Consider the following 17385-nt stretch of genomic DNA (forward strand, 5'->3'; position numbering starts at 1 on the left):
CCGCGAGACTCACGGCGCCGCCCCGGGGGCGGGCGGACGCAGGACGAGGTGCACGCCTCGCGCGCACAGCAGCCGCACCCGCTCCACGGAGAGCCCGAGCAGCGCGGCCACCTGCTCCTCGGCGACCCCCTCGTACAGCCGCAGCACGAGCACCAGCCGCACCCGCGTGGGGAGCGCGGCCAGCGGACCGCGACCGCGCCGCCGCCGGTACCAGGAGGAGCGGAGGAAGAGCGCGAGGAGTTCGGCGCGGGTGTGGTCGTAGGGGTCGGTGTGCTCCAGGCGGTCCCAGACGGCGTAGGTACGGGCGAGGGCGCGGCGCAGGAGGGCGAGGGCGAGCGGGGCGGTGGGCTCCGACGCGGGGGGCCGCGTACCGGTGGGCTCCGTGCCCGCGGGCGGCGCGGTGGGCTCCGTACCGGCCGCGCCGTCTGCGGTCTGGCCCGCCTCGCCCGTCAGGAGGGCGGCGGTGCGCAGCAGCCTGGGCGCGGCCCCGCCGACGTACGCCGCGAAATCGCGCGCTCCGTCCGGCCGCCCGGCCCGTGCCGCCCGCCGTCCCGCCGAGGCCACCCGTTCCCCCTTCGCCCGGTCCGGTCCATCACAGGCCAGACGCGGGACGGGGGTCAAGGGGTGGGCGGGGTCCGTACGGCGGTTTCGCGCGCCCGCGTCTCAGGCCCCCTCGGGGGCCGCCCCCTCCGCTGCCGGCACCTCGCGGGGCGCGGCTCCGTGCTGTCCCGCCTGGCGGCGCAGGAGCGCGGTGTTGAAGCGGCCGAGGAGTTCGGTGAACGCCTCACGGTCCTCGGCGGTCCAGTCCGCGGTCAGCTCCGCCATCAGCTCGCGCCGCGAGGCCCGTACCTCCGCGAGCCGTGCCTCGCCGCGCGGCGAGAGCCGCAGCACGACCGCGCGGCCGTCCTCGGGGTGCGAGGTGCGCTTGACGAGGCCCGTGTCGACGAGCGGGGCGACCTGGCGGGTCACCGTCGAGGAGTCGATGCCCATGCTCGCGGCGAGCGCCTTGACGCCCATCGGGCCTTCGGAGTCGAGCCGGTTGAGCAGGAGGTACGCGGCGCGGTCCATCGAGTTCCGCACCTGCCCCACCCCGCCGAGGCGGGTCTGTTCGGCACGCCGCGCGAAGACCGCGACGGAGTGCTGGAGGGTTTCGAGCAGACCGGATTCGCTCGCGGTCGTCATGTCCGGAGATGTGGGCATGGCCGGGGCTCACTTCACGCTTGGTGGCTGGTTGGGGGACAGCGTACGCGGCTCCGCCTCCACAGTGACCTGGGGTGCGTAAACCAAAGAGAGGTCATTTTTTGCTTATGGGACCTTGATCCGGTGTCTCCGCCGGGCAAATTGGTGCATATGCCACCTACTGCTGCCGGACCGCACCGGCGCTGTCCCGGCCCCCGTTCGCCGCACCCGCCGTGCGCGCCCGCGCCGGCCCGGTGATGCTGGGCCGAGACGGCAGGGAGCGGACGGGGGAGCGTGTGAGCGGAGTCGTGCACGCCGAAGGGCTCGTGAAGACCTTCGGCTCGGTGAAGGCGCTCGACGGCGTCGATCTCGACGTGCCCGAGGGGACTGTACTCGGCCTGCTCGGCCCGAACGGAGCCGGGAAGACCACCGCGGTGCAGTGCCTGACGACGCTCCTGCGCCCCGACGCGGGCACGGCCACCGTCGCGGGCTTCGACGTCGTCGAGCGGCCGCACGACGTGCGCCGCGTGATCGGGCTCTCCGGGCAGTTCGCCGCCGTGGACGAGTACCTGACGGGGCGCGAGAACCTGGAGATGGTCGGCAGGCTCTACCAGCTCAGGGCGGGACCGGCGAAGGCGCGGGCCGCCGAACTCCTCGAACAGTTCCACCTGGCCGGGGCGGCCGACCGCACCGCCAAGACCTACAGCGGCGGGATGCGCCGCCGCCTCGACCTCGCCGCCGCGCTCGTCGTCAAACCGCCCGTCATGTTCATGGACGAGCCGACGACCGGGCTCGACCCGACCAACCGGCAGGAGCTGTGGGACGTCATCCAGGACCTCGTCGCGGGCGGCACGACGATGCTGCTCACGACGCAGTACCTGGAGGAGGCCGACCACCTCGCGCACGACATCTGCGTCATCGACCACGGGCGCGTGATCGCGCGCGGCACATCCGACGAGCTGAAGGCGCAGATCGGCGGGGAGCGCGTGGAACTCGTGGTGCACGACCCCGCGCGCATGGAGGAGGCGGCCGAGGTCCTCTCGCGCGTCGCCGTCCCGGAGGCGGGCGAGGACGCGGTGACCCGCGAGGCGCACACGCGCGGGCTCACGGTGCCGGTACGGGGCGGGGCCGGGCTGCTCGTCGAGGTGATCCGCGAACTCGACACACGGGACATCGCGATCGACGACATCGGCCTGCGCCGCCCGACCCTCGACGACGTCTTCATCAGCCTGACGGGGCACGTGGCGGAGGGGGACGCGGTGGAGGGGGACGGGGACGATGCGGGCGGGAACGATGCGGGCGGGGACGCGGGGGCAGGCGAAGGTGGCGCGAACGGCAAGGAGCAGACCGCATGAGTGCTGTGTCCGACTCGCTCGTCATCGCCCGGCGGAACCTGATCAGGATGACCCGCATCCCGGAAGTGGTGCTGTTCAACATCATCCAGCCGGTGATGTTCGTGATCCTGTTCACGTACGTCTTCGGCGGCTCGATCAAGATCGGTCCCACCACGAGCCAGGAGGTGTACAAGAACTTCCTGATGGCGGGCATCTTCGCGCAGACCGTCACCTTCGCCACGGCGGGCTCGGCGGCCGGTATCGCGGACGACATGCAGAAGGGCATCGTCGACCGTTTCCGGTCGCTGCCGATGACGCGGGGCTCGGTGCTCACGGGACGGACGGTCGCGGACCTCGTGCAGACGGCGGTGACCCTCGCCGTGCTCGCGGCGGTGGGCCTCGCGGTGGGATGGCGGCCCGGTTCGGCCGAGCCGACGAACATCGGCAAGATCCTCGCCGGTTTCGGGCTGCTGCTCTTCTTCGGCTACGCCTTCACGTGGATCGGGGCGCTCATCGGCCTGTCGGTACGGACCCCGGAGGCGGCGACGTCCGGCGGCATCATCTGGCTCTTCCCGGTCACTTTCATCTCGAACGCCTTCGTCGACTCGCGCCAGATGACCCCGTGGCTGCGCCACATCGCCGACTGGAACCCGTTCAGCGCGACGGTCCAGGCGTGCCGCCAGCTCTTCGGCGACCCGGGGGTCTCGCCCTCGTCCGCGTGGCCGATGCAGCAGCCGGTGTGGGCCTCACTGCTCTACTCGGCGCTCATCGTCGTGGTCTTCCGCACCCTGGCGGTGCGGAAGTTCCACCGGGCCGACGGCTGAGGGCACCACGACGAAGGCCCGCCCCGCGCCGTCCGTGCGGCGGCGGGGCGGGCCCTGTGCGCGGGTGGGGGCGTGAGCCCCTGTGCGGCGCGGGGGAAGGCGTCAGCCCTTGTACGGCTTGGCGTCGAGGATCTTCACCGACGCCTTCTTGCCGTTGGGCAGCTCGTACTCGGCGGTGTCGCCGACCTTCTTGCCGTTGACGCCGGTGCCGAGGGGCGACTGCGGGGAGTACGTCTCGATGTCGGAGCTGGCGTACTCGCGCGAGGCCATGAGGAAGGTGAGGGTGTCGTCCTCGTCGCCGTCGAAGGCGATCGTGACGACCATGCCCGGCTCCACGACGCCGTCGTCGGCGGGGGCCTCCCCGACCTTGGCGTGCTGGAGCAGCTGCGTGAGCTGGCGGACGCGCAGCTCCTGCTTGCCCTGCTCCTCCTTGGCCGCGTGGTACCCGCCGTTCTCGCGCAGGTCGCCCTCCTCACGCGCTTCCTCGATCTTCTTCGCGATCTCGGTGCGCGCCGGACCAGACAGGTACTCCAGCTCCTCCTTGAGCCGGTTGTACGCCTCCTGGGTCAGCCAGGTGACGTTTTCGCTCGTCTGGGTCACAGGTGCTCCTCGTAGGTACTGGGAATACAAATCAACGCCCTACCAGAAGGATGTTCCTTCACGGACGGGCGAAACCACGAGCCTAACAATTCAGACGCCAGAGCGGGAGGACATTCCTGGGGGACTTGTCGCGCCCGGGGAGCGGCGTCCGCCCGCGGGCCGTCGTGCTCCGCCGTGTCCCGCGGCCTAGTCGCTGTGGCAGCCGACCAGCTCGGCGGTCGTGCCGCGCGAGGTGGTGCGGAAGGTGACGACCTTGTCGACACGCTTGGCGGACTGCTCGAAGCGGAAGTCGGCGCGACCGACCTCGGCGCCGTCCGCGGCCTGCGAACGCATCGTGCAGGAGCCCTTGGCGCCCTCGTCCTTGCGCACTTCGAGGTGGACCTGCACCTCGTGGTCCGAGACGACGTCGAAGGAGATGACCTGGGCGCTCAGCTTCTGCCCGGCGATGTAGCTCCAGCCGAGCCAGCCCACGAGCACGAGGAGGAGGACGCCGAGCACGGCTCCGGCGGTCTTGAGCTGCTTGTCCGAGCGCTTGTCGCGCCCGTAGCGGCTCGCGAACGCGCGGGCGGCCTCGGCGTCGGTGCCGGCCGTGCCGGGTGCGGTCGCCGTCATGATCGTCCCTTCGTCCGGCCCACCGGCGCGCGCCGCCTCACGCGGCGTGTTCCCGATGCGCGGAAGCCGGAATTTTCCGCTTGCCGGTTCCGTCACTATAGAAGCCCCTGCCCGGCCGGCCGGACCCCGCCCCCAGGCCGCGCGCGGCGGGATCAACGGCAGGATCGCGGTCGTCGCGACGAATACCTTGAGGAACGAGCCTTGACTGAGAAGCTGCGCCTGATGGCCGTGCACGCCCACCCCGACGACGAGTCCAGCAAGGGCGCCGCCACCATGGCGAAGTACGTCGCGGAGGGGGTGGACGTGCTGGTCGTCACCTGCACCGGGGGCGAGCGCGGGTCCATCCTCAACCCGAAGCTCCAGGGTGACCCCTACATCGAGGAGAACATCCACGAGGTCCGCAGGAAGGAGATGGACGAGGCCCGCGAGATCCTCGGCATCCGGCAGACCTGGCTCGGCTACGTCGACTCCGGCCTCCCCGAGGGCGACCCGCTGCCGCCGCTCCCGGAGGGCTGCTTCGGGCTCGTGGACGTCGAGGAGGCGGCCGGGCGGCTCGTGCGCGAGATCCGTTCCTTCCGTCCGCAGGTCATCACGACCTACGACGAGAACGGCGGCTACCCGCACCCCGACCACATCATGACCCACAAGATCAGCATGGTGGCCTTCGAGGGCGCCGCAGATGCCGAGCGCTACCCGGAGGCCGAGTTCGGCCCGGTCTTCCAGCCCGCGAAGCTCTACTACAACCAGGGCTTCAACCGGCAGCGCACCGAGGCCCTGCACGAGGCGCTCCTCGCGCGCGGCCTGGAGTCCCCGTACGGCGACTGGCTCAAGCGGTGGGAGGAGTCGGGTCACAAGGAGCGCACGCTCACCACGCACGTCCCGGCCGCCGACTACTTCGAGATCCGCGACAAGGCGCTCATCGCGCACGCCACGCAGATCGACCCGGACGGCGGCTGGTTCCGCATCCCGATGGAGATCCAGAAGGAGGTCTGGCCGACCGAGGACTTCGAGCTCGCGAAGTCTTTGGTCGAAACGTCCCTCCCCGAGGACGACCTCTTTGCGGGCATCCGTGACAATGGCTGAATGAGCGGAAGCGCGAGCGCAGGCCAGGCCATGATCCACTTCGTCCCTCTCGCCGAAGTCGACGCCGACAAGGTGACCCCCGGTCTCCTCGGCTTCGTCGTCTTCGCGGTCATGGCGGTGGGCGTCTGGGCCCTGATGAAGTCCATGAACAAGCACATGCGGAAGGTCGACTTCAAGGAGCCGGAGGAGGCGGGCACCCCCGAGGAGAGCCCCGCGTCCCCGAAGGCGGAGGCGGGCTCCGCCCGCCGGGGCTGAGCGACCCACCGGGCCCCGTCCCGGTACGGCCGGGCGGACCTCGTCCGCGCGGCGGGGCGCGGCGGTACGGGCGGTACGGGCCCGGGCGCCGCGCCCCGTCGGCGTACCGCGCCGCCCCCACGCGTAGCCGCGCCGCATTCGCGCGTACCCCTGCCGCCCCGCGTATCCCACCGCCCGGGCGCACCCCGCCGCCCCGCGTACCGCGCCTGAGGCGCCTCCTGTGACACCGGGCGCACGCGAGCCCGTACGCGTACCCCCTCCGCGAGACGCCCCGCGCCCTCGCGCACTTCCCGTTCGTGCCGCGGCGCGCCCTCGCGCGCGATTCCGCTCCTCCTCGCGCGGCACCGTAGAAGCCGCCGCATTAAGTGTCAACATTCCTCGCGAGGGTCACGCGGAAGTCGCAGGCTACTTCCCTTCTCATCCCCTCCCCGTCCGTCTTCTGTGCCCCGTTCCTGCTCAAAGTGTTGACAGTCTGGGGGTGGCTCCCCATGATGAGCCGCGTTGTCTTCACAGAGAGGTGGGACCGATGAATCTCGAAGAGCTGAGCGCCCGCGCGGAGATCCACGACGTGCTCCTGCGCTACTGCCGAGGTCTCGACCGGGTGGACATGGACCTCGTGCGCGGCGTCTTCCACCCCGACGCCTACGTACGGTTTCCCGAGAGCCTGCACGCCGGGTCCGTCGACGGGTTCGTCGCGTTCCTCGGCGACGAGATGCCGCGTTTCGTCCGCACCATGCACGTGCTCGCCAACAGCCTGATCGAGTTCGACGGCCCCGACGTCGCCCATGTCGAGACGTACCTCAACGCCGATCACCAGGGCTCCGAGCGGCACCACTGGAAGGGCGACTACGTCCGGCTCTGGGGCCGTTACCTGGACCGCTTCGAGCGGCGTGACGGGCGGTGGCTGATCGCCCGCAGGCGGCTCCTCGTCGACTGGATGTACAAGTACCCGGCCGACGGCTGGTTCGACGACCACCCCGACGCCTCGGTGAGCATGCGGGACGGCAGCGACCCGAGCCTCGTTCCGGTCGCCGGTTTCCGCGGCACGCCGCTCGCGGCGGTCGACTGGCCCGGCTGAGCCCCGCGCGTACGGGACGAGGCCCGCGCGGGGGACGAGGGGGCGTGCGCACCATCCGGAAAGATCACCCATGGCGAGGGACGCGACAGTGGCAAGGGAAACGGAACGACAGCCGAAGGCCCAGGAGATCATCGACCGGCTCGTGGAGCTGCGGCCCTGGCTGCGTGAGCGGCAGGCCGACGCCGAGCGGCAGCGGCGGATACCGCACGAGAGCGTCGAACGTCTCGACGCGGCCGGGGTGTTCGGCCTCACGAGCCCGAAACGGTTCGGCGGAGCGGACTTCACCACACGGGAGCAGTACGACGTCTTCCGCGCGCTCGGCTCCGGCTGCGGCGCCTCGGCCTGGATGGTGTGGGCCGCCCAGGGCGGGAACCTGTGGAGCTGCGCCTTCGACGACGCGGTGGTGGCGCCGGTGTACGAGGCGCCCTGGACCGGGAACCGCACGTTCGCCGTGGGCGGCACCAGCCGGCGCATGGCCGGGACCGCGCGGCGGGTCGAGGGCGGCTGGATGATCCGGGGCGCGTGGCCCTTCTCCACCGGCAGCGTCCACGCCTCGCACGGTTACCTCGCCGTCTTCTGCGACGAGAGCGACGACAGCGCGCTCGGCATGGTGCTCGTCCCCAAGGAATCGCTCGTCGCGCTGGACGACTGGGACGCGATGGGGATGGCCGCCACCGGCAGCCAGACCATGGCGACGGACGGCGAACTCTTCGTGCCCGACGAGCGGTTCAGCACCCCTGAGCGGCTCGCCGAGCGCGTCGCCGAACTCGGTGGGCGGGGCGAGGGACCGCCCCGCGGGGGCCTCGCCCGCTCGCTGGTCACGGGTGCGGGCGTCGCGCTCGGGATGGCCGACCACGCGATGGAGGTGTTCCTCGGGGCGATCGGCAAGCGGGGCATCCCGTACTCCCCGTACACGAAGCAGGCAGGTGCCCCGGTCACGCACCTCACCGTGGGGCGCGCCCATACCCGGATCAGGGCGGCCGGCGCGGTCGCCGACGCGGCGGTGGCGTTCCTGGACCGGTGCGAGGCCGAGGAGAAGGACCCCTCCGCCCACGAGACGCTCCAGCTCCACGCCGACGTCGCCTGCATCTGGGACGCGTGCGCTGCCGCCGTGGAGACGCTTTTCGCGGCCTCGGGCGCCTCCGCGATCGCCAAGCGGCAGCCGCTCCAGCTCATCGCGCGCAACTGCCGCGCGGGCAGCCTGCACGCCGCACACGGCATCGACACCTGGACGGAGAACATCGGGCGGGCGCTGTGCGGGGTCGAGGCCGAGTCCTCGGCGGGGGTGCTGGAACAGCGGGCGTGACGGGGGAAGGGGCCGCCCCGGGAGGGGGCCCCTCGGGCGGGGGCGGCCCCGGGCGCGTGGACGCGGGCCCCGCTCACCACCCCGCCCGCGACGCCTCCACCCCCATGACCTCCCGCGCGTGTCGGCCCGGGATCATGCCGAGGCGCCAGCCCTGCCAGCCGTCCTCGGGCACCGCGCCCCGGCCGAGCAGGAGCCGATAGCCCTCCACGTAGCCGCCGAGCGCCTCGTCGCGCGCCGGGTGGGCCGCCGCCGCGAGCGCGGTCAGCTCCTCCTCGGCCACCACCGCGCCCACCTCGAAGCCGCCCGCCGAGGCGTACGGGAGCAACGAGGCGTGCAGGAAGCGCGCCCAGTCCTCGCCCCTGCGGTCCCCGTACGAGCCGAAGAGCCGGTCCGCCTCCTCGGTCAGCTCGACCGCCTGCGCGAGCCGCGCGTTCCCCGCGTCGACGATCGCGAGTTCCAGGCACGTCCACGCCTCGCCGTGCGCGAGCGCCATGCGCCGGAAGTCCGCGCGCGCGTCCACGAGGAGCTGGCGCGCGAAGCCGCTGTTGCGCAGCGAGCCCGTGCGGGCGGCGCGGTGGTCGCGCGTGAGGCGCGCCGAGTGGTGCCGGGAGCAGGCGAGCCCGTACACGTCCCGCATCCGCGAGAACATCGTGCGGGCGCGTTCCAGCTCGCGCAGCGCCGGGTCGCCGACGCCCTCCGCGTCGAGCGCCTGCCCCAGGTAGTACCGCGTCCACGCCTCGCCGCGCGCGTCCTCGTTCTCGCGGTGCCGGCTCAGCGCGGCGCGCAGCCCTTCGACGGCCGCCGCCGAGTCCCCGGCGACGAGTTCACCGCGCGCGAGCTGGGTCAGCGCCCATGCCTCGCCGCGGCCGTCGCGCGTGCGCCCGTACAGCTCCAGCGCCTCCTGGAGCGCGTCCGAGGCGCGCCCGGCTTCGTCGAGCCGCAGCCACACCTGCCCCAACTGGTAGTGCGCCCAGGCCAGTCCGTGCACCGACTCGTTCTCGCGGTGCAGGTCGATCGATTCGCGGAGCAGCGTCAGCGCCTCGCCCGGGTACCCGCGGTCGCGCTGTACGGCGGCGAGCGCGTGCAGGGTCCAGCCGCGGTCGCCGCCGAGCGCGGGGCCGCTCTGGAGGGCCACCGCCTCGCGCAGCTTCTCGGCCGCCTCGGGCAACCGCCCCTGGTGGTGCAGGGTGATGCCGAGCGAGCCGAGCGCGCGCGCCGTGCCGGGCTCGTTCCGCGCCTCGCGGTAGAGGTCGACGACGGAGGCGAGCGTCGTACGGGCCGTGTCCAGCTCGCCGAGCTGCCGCGCCGCGATGCCCTTGCGCCACTGCACCGACCGCCCGAGCAGCCCCTTGTCCACGGCCTCCGTCAACTCGCTGATCTCACCGAGTCGGTAGAGGTCCCCGCGCAGCAGGCAGTAGTCGCACAGCGCCCCGAGCAGATCGAGCACCGCCCGCTGGTCCACCCCCTCCGCCTGGCGCAACGCCGCCGTGATGAAGCTGGATTCCTCGTCGAGCCATCTCAACGCCGCATCCAGCGAGGTGAATCCGTGCGGTCCCGGCGCGCCGACCCGCGACGAGGTCTTGCCGTCCACGAGCCGGATCACCGCGTCCGCCAGCTCGCCGTACTCGACGATCAGCCGCTCCAGCGCGGCCGTCCGCTCCGCCGCCTCCTCCTCGTCCGCGAGCCGTGTGCGCGCGAACGCCCTTACCACGTCGTGGAGTCGGTACCTGTCCCCGCGTACGTGGTCGACGAGCCCCGCCGCCGCCAGCTCGCCGAGCAGCCGTGTCGCGGTCCGTTCCGGCACGTCGAGGAGCGCCGCCGCCGCGCCCGCGCCGAGCGAGGCCCGGCCCGCGAGGGCGAGCCGGCGCAACAGCCGCTGTTCCTCGGGCGGGAGGTCCGTGTACCGCAGCCACAGCGCCCGCTCGACGGGTGCGACGGGGCCGCGGGCGGCGAGGTCCGTGACGAGCCCGCGCGGGCCGCGTGCCGCGAGCGCCGAGCCCGCGAGCCGCAGCGCGAGCGGCAGCCCGCCGCACCACTCACCGATCTCGTCCATGGCTTCGGCGTCGTACGGGCCGGTCAGCGGTCCCGCGCTCGCTCGTACGACCTCCTCCGCCTCCGCCGCTCCGAGCGCCCCCACGGGGAACTGGTGCACCCAAGTGCCCTCGTCCGTCTCGGAGTCGGCGTGCTCGTCCACCAGGTCCAGCGGGCCGCGCGCCGTCACCAGGACGAGGCTGTCGGAGTGCTCGGGCAGCAGCGCGCGTACCTGCGCCGCGTCGGAGGCGTCGTCCAGGATCACCGTGACCGGCAGCCCGTGCAGGTGCTTGCGGTACAACTCCGTGAGTTTCCGTACCTGTTGTTCCGGGGAGCTGCGGTCGCGGAAGAGGAGTTGCTCGCGCGGGGCGCCGAGGCGGTTGAGCAGGTGCATGAGGGCGTCGCGGGTCGTGAGCGGCGGGGTGTCCGGGCTGCCGCCGCGCAGGTCCACGACGCACGCGCCCTTGAACTGGTCCCGCAGCGCGTGCGCGGCTCGGACCGCGAGCGTGGTGCGGCCCGCACCCGGTTCCCCGTGCAGCACCACGACGACCGGCCGCGTCCGCGTCGCCGCGCGCGCGGCGCGCACGAGCCGCGCGATCTCCGCCAGTTCGGCCCGCCGCCCCGCGAACACCCCGCCCGTCTCCGGAAGATGGGCGAAGGACCGCTCCAGCACGGAGCGCCGCCGCGCCGCCGCCCCGCGATCCGTCGTCCGCACGAGCCCGGAGCGCCGCCCCGTACTCCCGCCACCCGGGCGAGTCGCCACGCTCCTCGCGAGCAGGCGCTGTTGGTCGAGGTACGGGCGGATGCCCCGCACCTCCAGGGCCGTGAGCCACTGCAAGCGGGCCTGTTCGAGGCCGCCGGGCTGGCCCAGGGCCCCGGCCCGGTGGTGCGCGGCGGGCCAGTACCCCGCCGTCGCCTTCACGAAGGTCGTCGCGGCGCCCGCCACCGCGACCGTGGCCCCGGCACCGACCGCGGGCCCGACCCCCGTGCCCAGCACGACGTCCGCGACGAACGCGGCGGCCGTCGCCGTCGCCGTGACGAGCAGCGGGCCGCCAAGGGCGCGCGGCGAGAAGGCCGTTGACATGCTGACCGCGCCCACCGCCGCCTCGTCGAGCGCGGCCGTGTACGCCGCATACTCCTCCGCAGCGGGCGCCGTCCACTCGTCCATGGCCGACAGCGCCCGGGCGAGCAGCACGCCCGCGTCGAGCTTCCCGCCGCCGCGCCGCACCTCCTCGTCCACGGAACGCGTCAACAGCCGCTCCGCCTCGCCCCGATGCTCGGCCCGCAGCCCCACTCTCCCCGCCAGCTCCCGCGCCATGCCAGCCCCTTCCCGTCCCCCGCGTCTCCCCGGGACCTCTACCACGGTCGTCGCACACAGATGCGAGAACGGTTCCCGGAACCAGGGGCGTTCGCACTTCCCCGGGGACGGAGAGGGGACTTTGGGGCGGTACGGGCCGTACGGGCAGTGCGGGTCAACGGTGCACGGGCCGTACGGGTACGGGCGGTCGCGCGGGACCGCCCCCACCGTCAGTCCGTGTACCCCACGGCCTTCAGGGCCTCCTCGACCTTCGCGCGGTGCTGCGCCTCCCAGTCGTCGAGCGACTGCGTCTCCTCCTTGGCCAGCCGCTCCCGTGCCATGCGCAGCACCTCCGCGGCCCGCGCGGCCGGGGTCACGACGACGCCTTCCTCGTCCGCGACGACGATGTCCCCCGCCCGTACGCCCACGCCCCCGCAGCGCACCTCCTCGCCGAGCGAGCCGAGCCCCTTCTTCGTCCCCGGCACCGGCACGATTCCCCGTGCGTACACGGGGAATCCGGCCTCGCGCACCTCGCCGAGGTCGCGGATCACGCCGTCCACGACGAACCCGGCGATCCCGCGCCGCTGCGCCACGGCGCACACGTTGCCGCCCGCGAGCGCGTACTGCAGGTCCCCGGACTCCACGACGACGACCGAGCCGGGCGCCGCCCGGTAGATCGCCGCGTGCAGCATGAGGTTGTCCCCGGGCACGCACCGCACGGTGTACGCGGGCCCCGCCAGCCGCGGCCCGGGCCCCCACAGCGGCCGTATCCCCAGGTCCATGACCTGCGCCCCGCCCAGCACCTCGGCCAGCGTGGTCGACGGCACCTCCCCGAACTCCGCGAACTCCCCGGAACCGACGACGTCACTCATGCGCGCTCTCCCTCTCGATGCATTCACCACGGATCATGCCACCGGCGCGGGCGGGCCCACCTGTGACGTTCGCCGGAGTGCGGGCCCGGCGGGAGTCCGCCGTGCGTGGTCCCGGCTCAGGGGTGGGGCTTCCTGCCCTCGGCGAGCATCGCGACGAACTTCTCGATCCGGGCCGCGCGGGTCTGCGGCCGCTTGGCGTCCTGGACGCGGTAGAGGATCGCGAAGCGGTTGCCGCTGTCGAGCGTGCCGAAGAACTCCGCGGCGGCGGGGACGGCGTCCAGCGCGGCCCGCAGGTCGTCGGGCACGACGGCCTTGCTCGGGCTCGCGTACGCCGCGTCCCAGCGGCCGTCCGCCTTGGCCCGCTCGACCTCCGCCAGCCCCGGCGCCCGCATCCGTCCCTCCGCGATGAGACGGGTCGCCTTCTCCCGGTTCACCTGGGACCACTTGCTCGTGGGCCGCCGCGGGCTGAAGCGCTGCAACCAGTGCCGTTCGTCCAGCTTCTTCTTGTGCCCGTCGATCCAGCCGTAGCAGAGCGCCGACTCCAGCGCCGTGGCGTAGTCGACGCCGGTCAGCCCGGAGTCCTTCTTCGGGATGCGCAGCCACAGCCCCGCGGCCACGGCGTGGTTCCGCTCCAGCCACTCCTCCCAGTCCGCCTGCGTGGCGAAGCCGAGAACGGGGTCCTGCGCGCTCGATGGTTCGGCCATGCCGGTATCCAAGGCCACCCGCCGGACGCGGTCAATGCCGTGCCCCTGATCGCCCGTCACCGCCTTGCCCTCCGCACCGGATGGCTGGAACCGCACCCTCGGTCGGCCTCACGCACGGAGGTGGGCGTACATTTTTTGAACTCTGTACGGCATTTTTGTACGGTCGCCCCATGGACACGCAGCGAGCGCACGAGGCCGGGACGGAAGCGGAACTGCCGACGAACTGGGGGCGGTGGGGCGAAGACGACCAGCTCGGCACCCTCAACCTGATCACCGAGGAGGTACGGGCGCGGGGCGCCGCCGAGGCGCGGACCGGCCGGACGGTGTCGCTGGCGCGGCCGGTGGAGCCCACGCCGGTGGTCGCCGGGCCCTTCGCCCCGGTCACGCAGGCGGCCTCCGCCGTGACCCTGGTCATGATGGACACCGGCGGCCACGTCGAGGCCGCGGCGGACGTCATGACGGTCACCAACCACCACCCCCGCTCCACACACCTCGACGCCGTGGCGCACATGGCCCACGAGGGACGGGTCTATCCCGGTCGCTCCCGGCAGGAGTCCGTGACGCCGGCCGGTGTGCGGCACGGCTCCACCACGGTGTTCGGCGCGGGCATCGCCACCCGCGGGGTCCTGCTCGACCTCGCCGCCGGGGGTTCGCTCCCGCCCGGTCACGCGGTGACCGGCGCGGACTTCGAGGCGGCCGAGGAGCGCCAGGGGGTCCGCCTGGAGTCCGGTGACGCGCTGGTGGTGCGGCTGGGGTGGGCGCCGGGCCCCGACCCCGAGCGGCGGCCGACCCCCGGTATCAGCCTCGACGCCGTGCGCTGGATGCACCGGCGCGGTGTGTCCCTCTACGCGGGCGACGCGGGCGACGCGTACCCGCCGCTCGACCCCCGCCACCCGCTGCCGCTGCACCAGGTGGGGCTGGCCCTGACCGGCATGCCCCTCGTCGACGCGGCGGAGGTCGACGAACTGGCCGCCGTGTGCGCGGAACTGGGCCGTTACGTCTTCCTGCTGACGCTGGCGCCGCCGCGCGTCAACGGGATGACCGGGGTGCCGGTCAATCCGCTCGCCATCTTCTGAGAAGGGCGGCGGCCCGTCGGCGTGCGACGCTCTTGCGGTGGGGGCGCCCGCGGTGCCGGGCCGCGGCCGGCCGCCCCCGGAACGGAGAACGCCCATGACGCAGCCCACGCCCCTGGACGCCGAGACGATCCTGTCGGCCACCGAGGAGGTGCTGCGCCGCCACGGCCCGGCGAAGGCCACGGTCCTGGACGTGGCGCAGGTGCTCGGTGTGAGCCACGCCAGCGTCTACCGGCGGTTCAGCTCCAAGGCCGCGCTGCGCGAGGCCGTCACCCGGCGCTGGCTCCGGCGCATCACCGACGCCCTGGCTCCCGTGGCGCGGGACACCCGGACCCTCCCCGCCGAGCGGCTGCGCGTCTGGCTCTCGTGCTTCTTCGCCGAGATGCGCGCCCGTACCGGCGACGACCCGCAGCTCTTCGCCACGTACCGCATCCTGACGGCCGAGCACAACGAGGCCGTCGCCGACCACCTCGCCGACCTGCTCGGCCAGTTGCGCGGCATCATCGAGGACGGCGTCGCGCAGGGGGAGTTCACCGCCGGGGAGTCCGCCGACCCCGCCGCGACGGCGCAGGCCGTGTTCGACGCGACCGCCCGCTTCCACCACCCCTTGCTCGCGGCCGAGTGGACCCGGCCCGGCACCCGGGAAGCAGCCGAGGCGGTCTCGGCCCTCGTCGTCAGGGGACTGCGCGGCAGGTGAGCGGGTGCCCGGCGGGTGACGGGTGACGGGTGACGGGTGACGGGTGCCCGGCGAACGGCCCGGTCCGGGCGGGCCGGTAGCGGTGGTGTGTTGCGCCCTCCCGGCGCGCCCCGCCCGCGTCAGCGCGGCTTCGCCCCCGAGGTCAGCGCCGCCACCCCCGCGTCAGTGCCGCCCCCGCTTCGGCTCCGCCCCCGTCACCGCTGCCACGCCCGCGCCAGCGTCTCGCGCAGGTCCTCCAGCGTCCCGGCGCCCAGCCGGTCGCCGAGTTCCCGTTCCAGGTCGCGGAGGATGCCCAGGGCGAGGTCGCGACGCCGCTCGCCCGCCGGGGTCAGCCCGATGAGGGTGCTGCGCGGGAAACCCGGCCCCGGCTTGCTGGTCAGAAGCCCTTCCTCGACGAGTTGCGTGACGGCGCGGTGCATCGTCTGGCGGCTGACGCCGGAGCGGCGGGCCAGCTCGGCGATGCTCAGGGGCGTGTCGTGGCTCAGGTGCGCCAGCACGGTCGTGTGCGCCGGGGTGGTCGGGGCGCCGCCCGCGGCGTCGAGGCGTGCCACGAGCTCGTCGGAGAACCACCGTTGGCCCCGTTGCAGGAGCAGGGGCAGCGGCAGGTACGGCTCCGGGCGATATTCGGCCGTCATGGTCCACCCTCTCCTCGCCCGGGAGTTCCGGGAGTTACAGTCCCAGTGTCAGCAAAGCTAACACTGGGAGCGTGGTTGCATGACAGGCTATGACGTCGACGTCTTGGTCGCGGGGGCCGGACCGGTCGGGCTGATGGCCGCCTCACGGCTGGCACAGTCGGGTGTGTCGGTCCGGCTGGTGGACGCCGCGGCCGGTCCGGCGACGACCAGCCGCGCACTGGGCGCCCACGCGCGGAGCCTGGAGATCTACGACCAGCTCGGGCTCGTCGGTGAGATCGCGCCGCACGGCACGAGGATCAACACCTTCGTCCGGCACCAGGGCGGGCAGGGGAAGCGGCTCGACTTCGACTTCGCCGGGCTGCCGACCCGGTTCCCGTACATGTTCAACGTCGACCAGGTGATCATCGAACGCGTGCTGCGCGCCTCGGCCGCCTCGGCCGGGGTCGCGGTGGAGTGGGACACGCGGCTGGAGTCGTTCCGGCAGGACGACGACGGCGTCACGGCCGTCCTGTCCGGCGGCGACGGTCCGGACGCGGCGCGCGAGACCGTACGCGCCCGGTATTTGTGGGGCTGCGACGGCGGGCACTCGACCGTCCGCAAGGCGCTGGGGCTGCCGCTGAAGGGCGAGGCCGCCCACACCTGGCTGATCGCCGACGCGGTCGTGCACACCGATGTCGATCGCGACGGCGTGCACTGGCTGTTCCCGCCGGGCGGCGCGCTCATGCTGTTCCCGTTCCCCGAGCCGGGCAAGTGGCGGCTGCTCGACACCACGGGCGAAGGGCGGCCGGAGGACCCCGGACAGATCGCCCGGCAGTTCGGCGCCAAGCTCTCGCAGGCGCTGGAGCGCGACACCGTCGTCGAGGACCCCACCTGGGCGTCGAAGTTCACCATCCAGCAGCGCGCGGTGCCCGCGATGCACGTGGGACGGTGCTTCGTCTCGGGCGACGCCGCCCACGTCCACTCCCCGGCGTCGGGGCAGGGCCTCAACACCGGTGTCCAGGACGCCTACAACCTGGCGTGGAAGCTGGCCATGGTCGTTCACGGTCAGGCGGACGCCACCCTGCTCGACACGTACGACGCCGAACGCGTCCCCATCGGGCAGGCCCTGCTCGCCTCCACGAGCGCGGTCATGGGGACCGTCATGGTCGACACGACCGGCGGGGCGGCCCCCGAGTCCGCCGAGTCGATGCGCGCGTTCCAGTACGAGCTGATCCGGAACATGTCCGGCCTGGCCATCGCCTACCCCGACAGCCCGCTGACGGTCCCGGACGACGAGCCGGGGGAGGGCCCGCGACCCGGCGAGCGGCTCACCCAACTCTGGGCGGACGAAGCCCAGTCACCCGGGTGGACGCTCCTGCGCGCGCGGCTGCGGAACCCGGCCTGGCACCTGCTCGTCTTCGCCGAAGCCGAGGGGGCGGGGGAGGAGCACGCCGCCGCGGCGAGCGCGTCGCTGCCGGACTGGGTGGAGACGGTGACGATCAGCCGCCGCCGCGCGGACGACGGCGAGGACGGCGTGTGGGACCCGGACGGCCTGGTCCGCGACACGCTCGCTGCGGCCGAGGGGGACTGGCTCCTCGTCCGGCCCGACGGCTACCTCAGCGCCCGCGGCAGCGGGACCGCGGACCCCCGGGCCGCCCTGGACCGGCTGACCGGCCTCCGCACCACGCCGCCGAAGCGGCACTGAGGCCGGGCGGGAACGGCTGCGACCCGGCGCACGGTCGCGGAGCCGGGGACGGCCCGGGGCCTGTCCGTACAGGACCTCGCGAACCGGCCCCCGGGTCCGTGGCGCCACGCGGCTCGGCCGG

17 protein-coding genes are annotated in these 17385 nt (G+C 73.5%); 9 read left to right on the forward strand and 8 right to left on the reverse strand.

Translation table 11 applies throughout. The features are described from left to right. Positions 1–9: 9 nt before the first annotated feature. Together G3I42_RS36415 and G3I42_RS36420 are read right to left on the reverse strand one after the other, a co-directional pair. Positions 10–564, reverse strand: coding sequence for a sigma factor-like helix-turn-helix DNA-binding protein (locus tag G3I42_RS36415; protein ID WP_164291923.1), 555 nt, complete (start codon positions 562–564; stop codon positions 10–12). A gap of 99 nt (positions 565–663) precedes the next feature. Next, the gene (locus tag G3I42_RS36420) at positions 664–1200 is read right to left on the reverse strand and encodes a MarR family transcriptional regulator (RefSeq protein ID WP_203607797.1); all 537 of its coding nucleotides are present in this window, start codon (positions 1198–1200) and stop codon (positions 664–666) included. Between the two features lie 275 nt (positions 1201–1475). Between G3I42_RS36420 and G3I42_RS36425 the strand changes: the two genes are divergently transcribed. Further along, positions 1476–2534 (forward strand): ATP-binding cassette domain-containing protein, encoded by a 1059-nt coding sequence (locus G3I42_RS36425; RefSeq protein WP_164291924.1) that lies wholly within the window; start codon positions 1476–1478, stop codon positions 2532–2534. After that, entirely contained in the window at positions 2531–3337 is an 807-nt protein-coding gene (locus G3I42_RS36430; protein ID WP_164291925.1) for an ABC transporter permease, read from the forward strand. The genes G3I42_RS36425 and G3I42_RS36430 overlap by 4 nt, the downstream gene beginning before the upstream one ends. Positions 3338–3439: 102 nt before the next feature. On the opposite strand, the gene greA is transcribed toward G3I42_RS36430, so the two are convergent. Both greA and G3I42_RS36440 read right to left on the reverse strand, forming a co-directional pair. Next, positions 3440–3937: a transcription elongation factor GreA gene (gene greA, locus G3I42_RS36435; protein ID WP_164291926.1), complete on the reverse strand. Its 498-nt coding sequence runs from the start codon at positions 3935–3937 to the stop codon at positions 3440–3442. A gap of 186 nt (positions 3938–4123) precedes the next feature. After that, positions 4124–4549, reverse strand: a complete 426-nt coding sequence (locus tag G3I42_RS36440) for a DUF4307 domain-containing protein (protein ID WP_164291927.1) — start codon at positions 4547–4549, stop codon at positions 4124–4126. A gap of 201 nt (positions 4550–4750) precedes the next feature. Here G3I42_RS36440 and mca point away from each other — a divergent pair, with 201 nt between their 5' ends. The 4 genes from mca (at position 4751) to G3I42_RS36460 (ending at position 8271) form a co-directional block, all read left to right on the forward strand. Next, on the forward strand, positions 4751–5632 hold the full coding sequence (mca, locus tag G3I42_RS36445; RefSeq protein ID WP_164291928.1) for a mycothiol conjugate amidase Mca: 882 nt from the start codon (positions 4751–4753) through the stop codon (positions 5630–5632). Between the two features lie 30 nt (positions 5633–5662). After that, positions 5663–5887, forward strand: coding sequence for a hypothetical protein (locus G3I42_RS36450; protein ID WP_164291939.1), 225 nt, complete (start codon positions 5663–5665; stop codon positions 5885–5887). A gap of 526 nt (positions 5888–6413) precedes the next feature. Further along, entirely contained in the window at positions 6414–6965 is a 552-nt protein-coding gene (locus G3I42_RS36455; RefSeq protein WP_164291929.1) for a nuclear transport factor 2 family protein, read from the forward strand. Positions 6966–7053: 88 nt separating this feature from the next. Next, positions 7054–8271: an acyl-CoA dehydrogenase family protein gene (locus G3I42_RS36460; protein ID WP_164291930.1), complete on the forward strand. Its 1218-nt coding sequence runs from the start codon at positions 7054–7056 to the stop codon at positions 8269–8271. A gap of 73 nt (positions 8272–8344) precedes the next feature. Here G3I42_RS36460 and G3I42_RS36465 read toward each other — a convergent pair whose 3' ends face one another. The 3 genes from G3I42_RS36465 to G3I42_RS36475 form a co-directional block, all read right to left on the reverse strand. After that, complete coding sequence (locus G3I42_RS36465; protein ID WP_164291931.1) at positions 8345–11620, reverse strand: tetratricopeptide repeat protein; 3276 nt, start codon at positions 11618–11620, stop codon at positions 8345–8347. Between the two features lie 209 nt (positions 11621–11829). After that, positions 11830–12471 carry an RraA family protein gene (locus tag G3I42_RS36470; RefSeq protein WP_164291932.1) on the reverse strand — a complete coding sequence of 214 codons (642 nt, stop codon included), beginning with the start codon at positions 12469–12471 and terminating at the stop codon, positions 11830–11832. Positions 12472–12587: 116 nt separating this feature from the next. Continuing rightward, positions 12588–13175: a YdeI/OmpD-associated family protein gene (locus G3I42_RS36475; RefSeq protein ID WP_164291933.1), complete on the reverse strand. Its 588-nt coding sequence runs from the start codon at positions 13173–13175 to the stop codon at positions 12588–12590. A 170-nt stretch (positions 13176–13345) separates the two neighbouring features. On the opposite strand from G3I42_RS36475, the gene G3I42_RS36480 reads away from it, so the two are divergent. Beyond that, positions 13346–14251 (forward strand): cyclase family protein, encoded by a 906-nt coding sequence (locus tag G3I42_RS36480; protein ID WP_164291934.1) that lies wholly within the window; start codon positions 13346–13348, stop codon positions 14249–14251. Positions 14252–14345: 94 nt separating this feature from the next. Continuing rightward, complete coding sequence (locus tag G3I42_RS36485; RefSeq protein ID WP_164291935.1) at positions 14346–14945, forward strand: TetR family transcriptional regulator; 600 nt, start codon at positions 14346–14348, stop codon at positions 14943–14945. A gap of 194 nt (positions 14946–15139) precedes the next feature. On the opposite strand, the gene G3I42_RS36490 is transcribed toward G3I42_RS36485, so the two are convergent. After that, positions 15140–15580, reverse strand: coding sequence for a MarR family winged helix-turn-helix transcriptional regulator (locus G3I42_RS36490; RefSeq protein ID WP_164291936.1), 441 nt, complete (start codon positions 15578–15580; stop codon positions 15140–15142). A 79-nt stretch (positions 15581–15659) separates the two neighbouring features. Here G3I42_RS36490 and G3I42_RS36495 point away from each other — a divergent pair, with 79 nt between their 5' ends. Continuing rightward, a complete protein-coding gene (locus G3I42_RS36495) occupies positions 15660–17264 on the forward strand; it encodes an FAD-dependent monooxygenase (protein ID WP_164291937.1) in 1605 nt (534 codons plus the stop codon). Positions 17265–17385 lie beyond the last annotated feature (121 nt).

Source organism: Streptomyces sp. SID11385, assembly GCF_010548245.1.
Lineage (GTDB): Bacteria > Actinomycetota > Actinomycetes > Streptomycetales > Streptomycetaceae > Streptomyces.

What these genes read in the sequence shown, in the direction of transcription:
- G3I42_RS36450 (WP_164291939.1), top strand. Translation starts at nt 5,663, where the DNA reads ATGATCCACTTCGTCCCTCTCGCCGAAGTCGACGCCGACAAGGTGACC.
- G3I42_RS36440 (WP_164291927.1), bottom strand. Translation starts at nt 4,549, where the DNA reads ATGACGGCGACCGCACCCGGCACGGCCGGCACCGACGCCGAGGCCGCC.
- G3I42_RS36495 (WP_164291937.1), top strand. Translation starts at nt 15,660, where the DNA reads ATGACAGGCTATGACGTCGACGTCTTGGTCGCGGGGGCCGGACCGGTC.
- G3I42_RS36470 (WP_164291932.1), bottom strand. Translation starts at nt 12,471, where the DNA reads ATGAGTGACGTCGTCGGTTCCGGGGAGTTCGCGGAGTTCGGGGAGGTG.
- G3I42_RS36455 (WP_164291929.1), top strand. Translation starts at nt 6,414, where the DNA reads ATGAATCTCGAAGAGCTGAGCGCCCGCGCGGAGATCCACGACGTGCTC.
- G3I42_RS36475 (WP_164291933.1), bottom strand. Translation starts at nt 13,175, where the DNA reads ATGGCCGAACCATCGAGCGCGCAGGACCCCGTTCTCGGCTTCGCCACG.
- G3I42_RS36480 (WP_164291934.1), top strand. Translation starts at nt 13,346, where the DNA reads ATGGACACGCAGCGAGCGCACGAGGCCGGGACGGAAGCGGAACTGCCG.
- G3I42_RS36485 (WP_164291935.1), top strand. Translation starts at nt 14,346, where the DNA reads ATGACGCAGCCCACGCCCCTGGACGCCGAGACGATCCTGTCGGCCACC.
- G3I42_RS36430 (WP_164291925.1), top strand. Translation starts at nt 2,531, where the DNA reads ATGAGTGCTGTGTCCGACTCGCTCGTCATCGCCCGGCGGAACCTGATC.
- G3I42_RS36420 (WP_203607797.1), bottom strand. Translation starts at nt 1,200, where the DNA reads ATGCCCACATCTCCGGACATGACGACCGCGAGCGAATCCGGTCTGCTC.
- G3I42_RS36490 (WP_164291936.1), bottom strand. Translation starts at nt 15,580, where the DNA reads ATGACGGCCGAATATCGCCCGGAGCCGTACCTGCCGCTGCCCCTGCTC.
- G3I42_RS36465 (WP_164291931.1), bottom strand. Translation starts at nt 11,620, where the DNA reads ATGGCGCGGGAGCTGGCGGGGAGAGTGGGGCTGCGGGCCGAGCATCGG.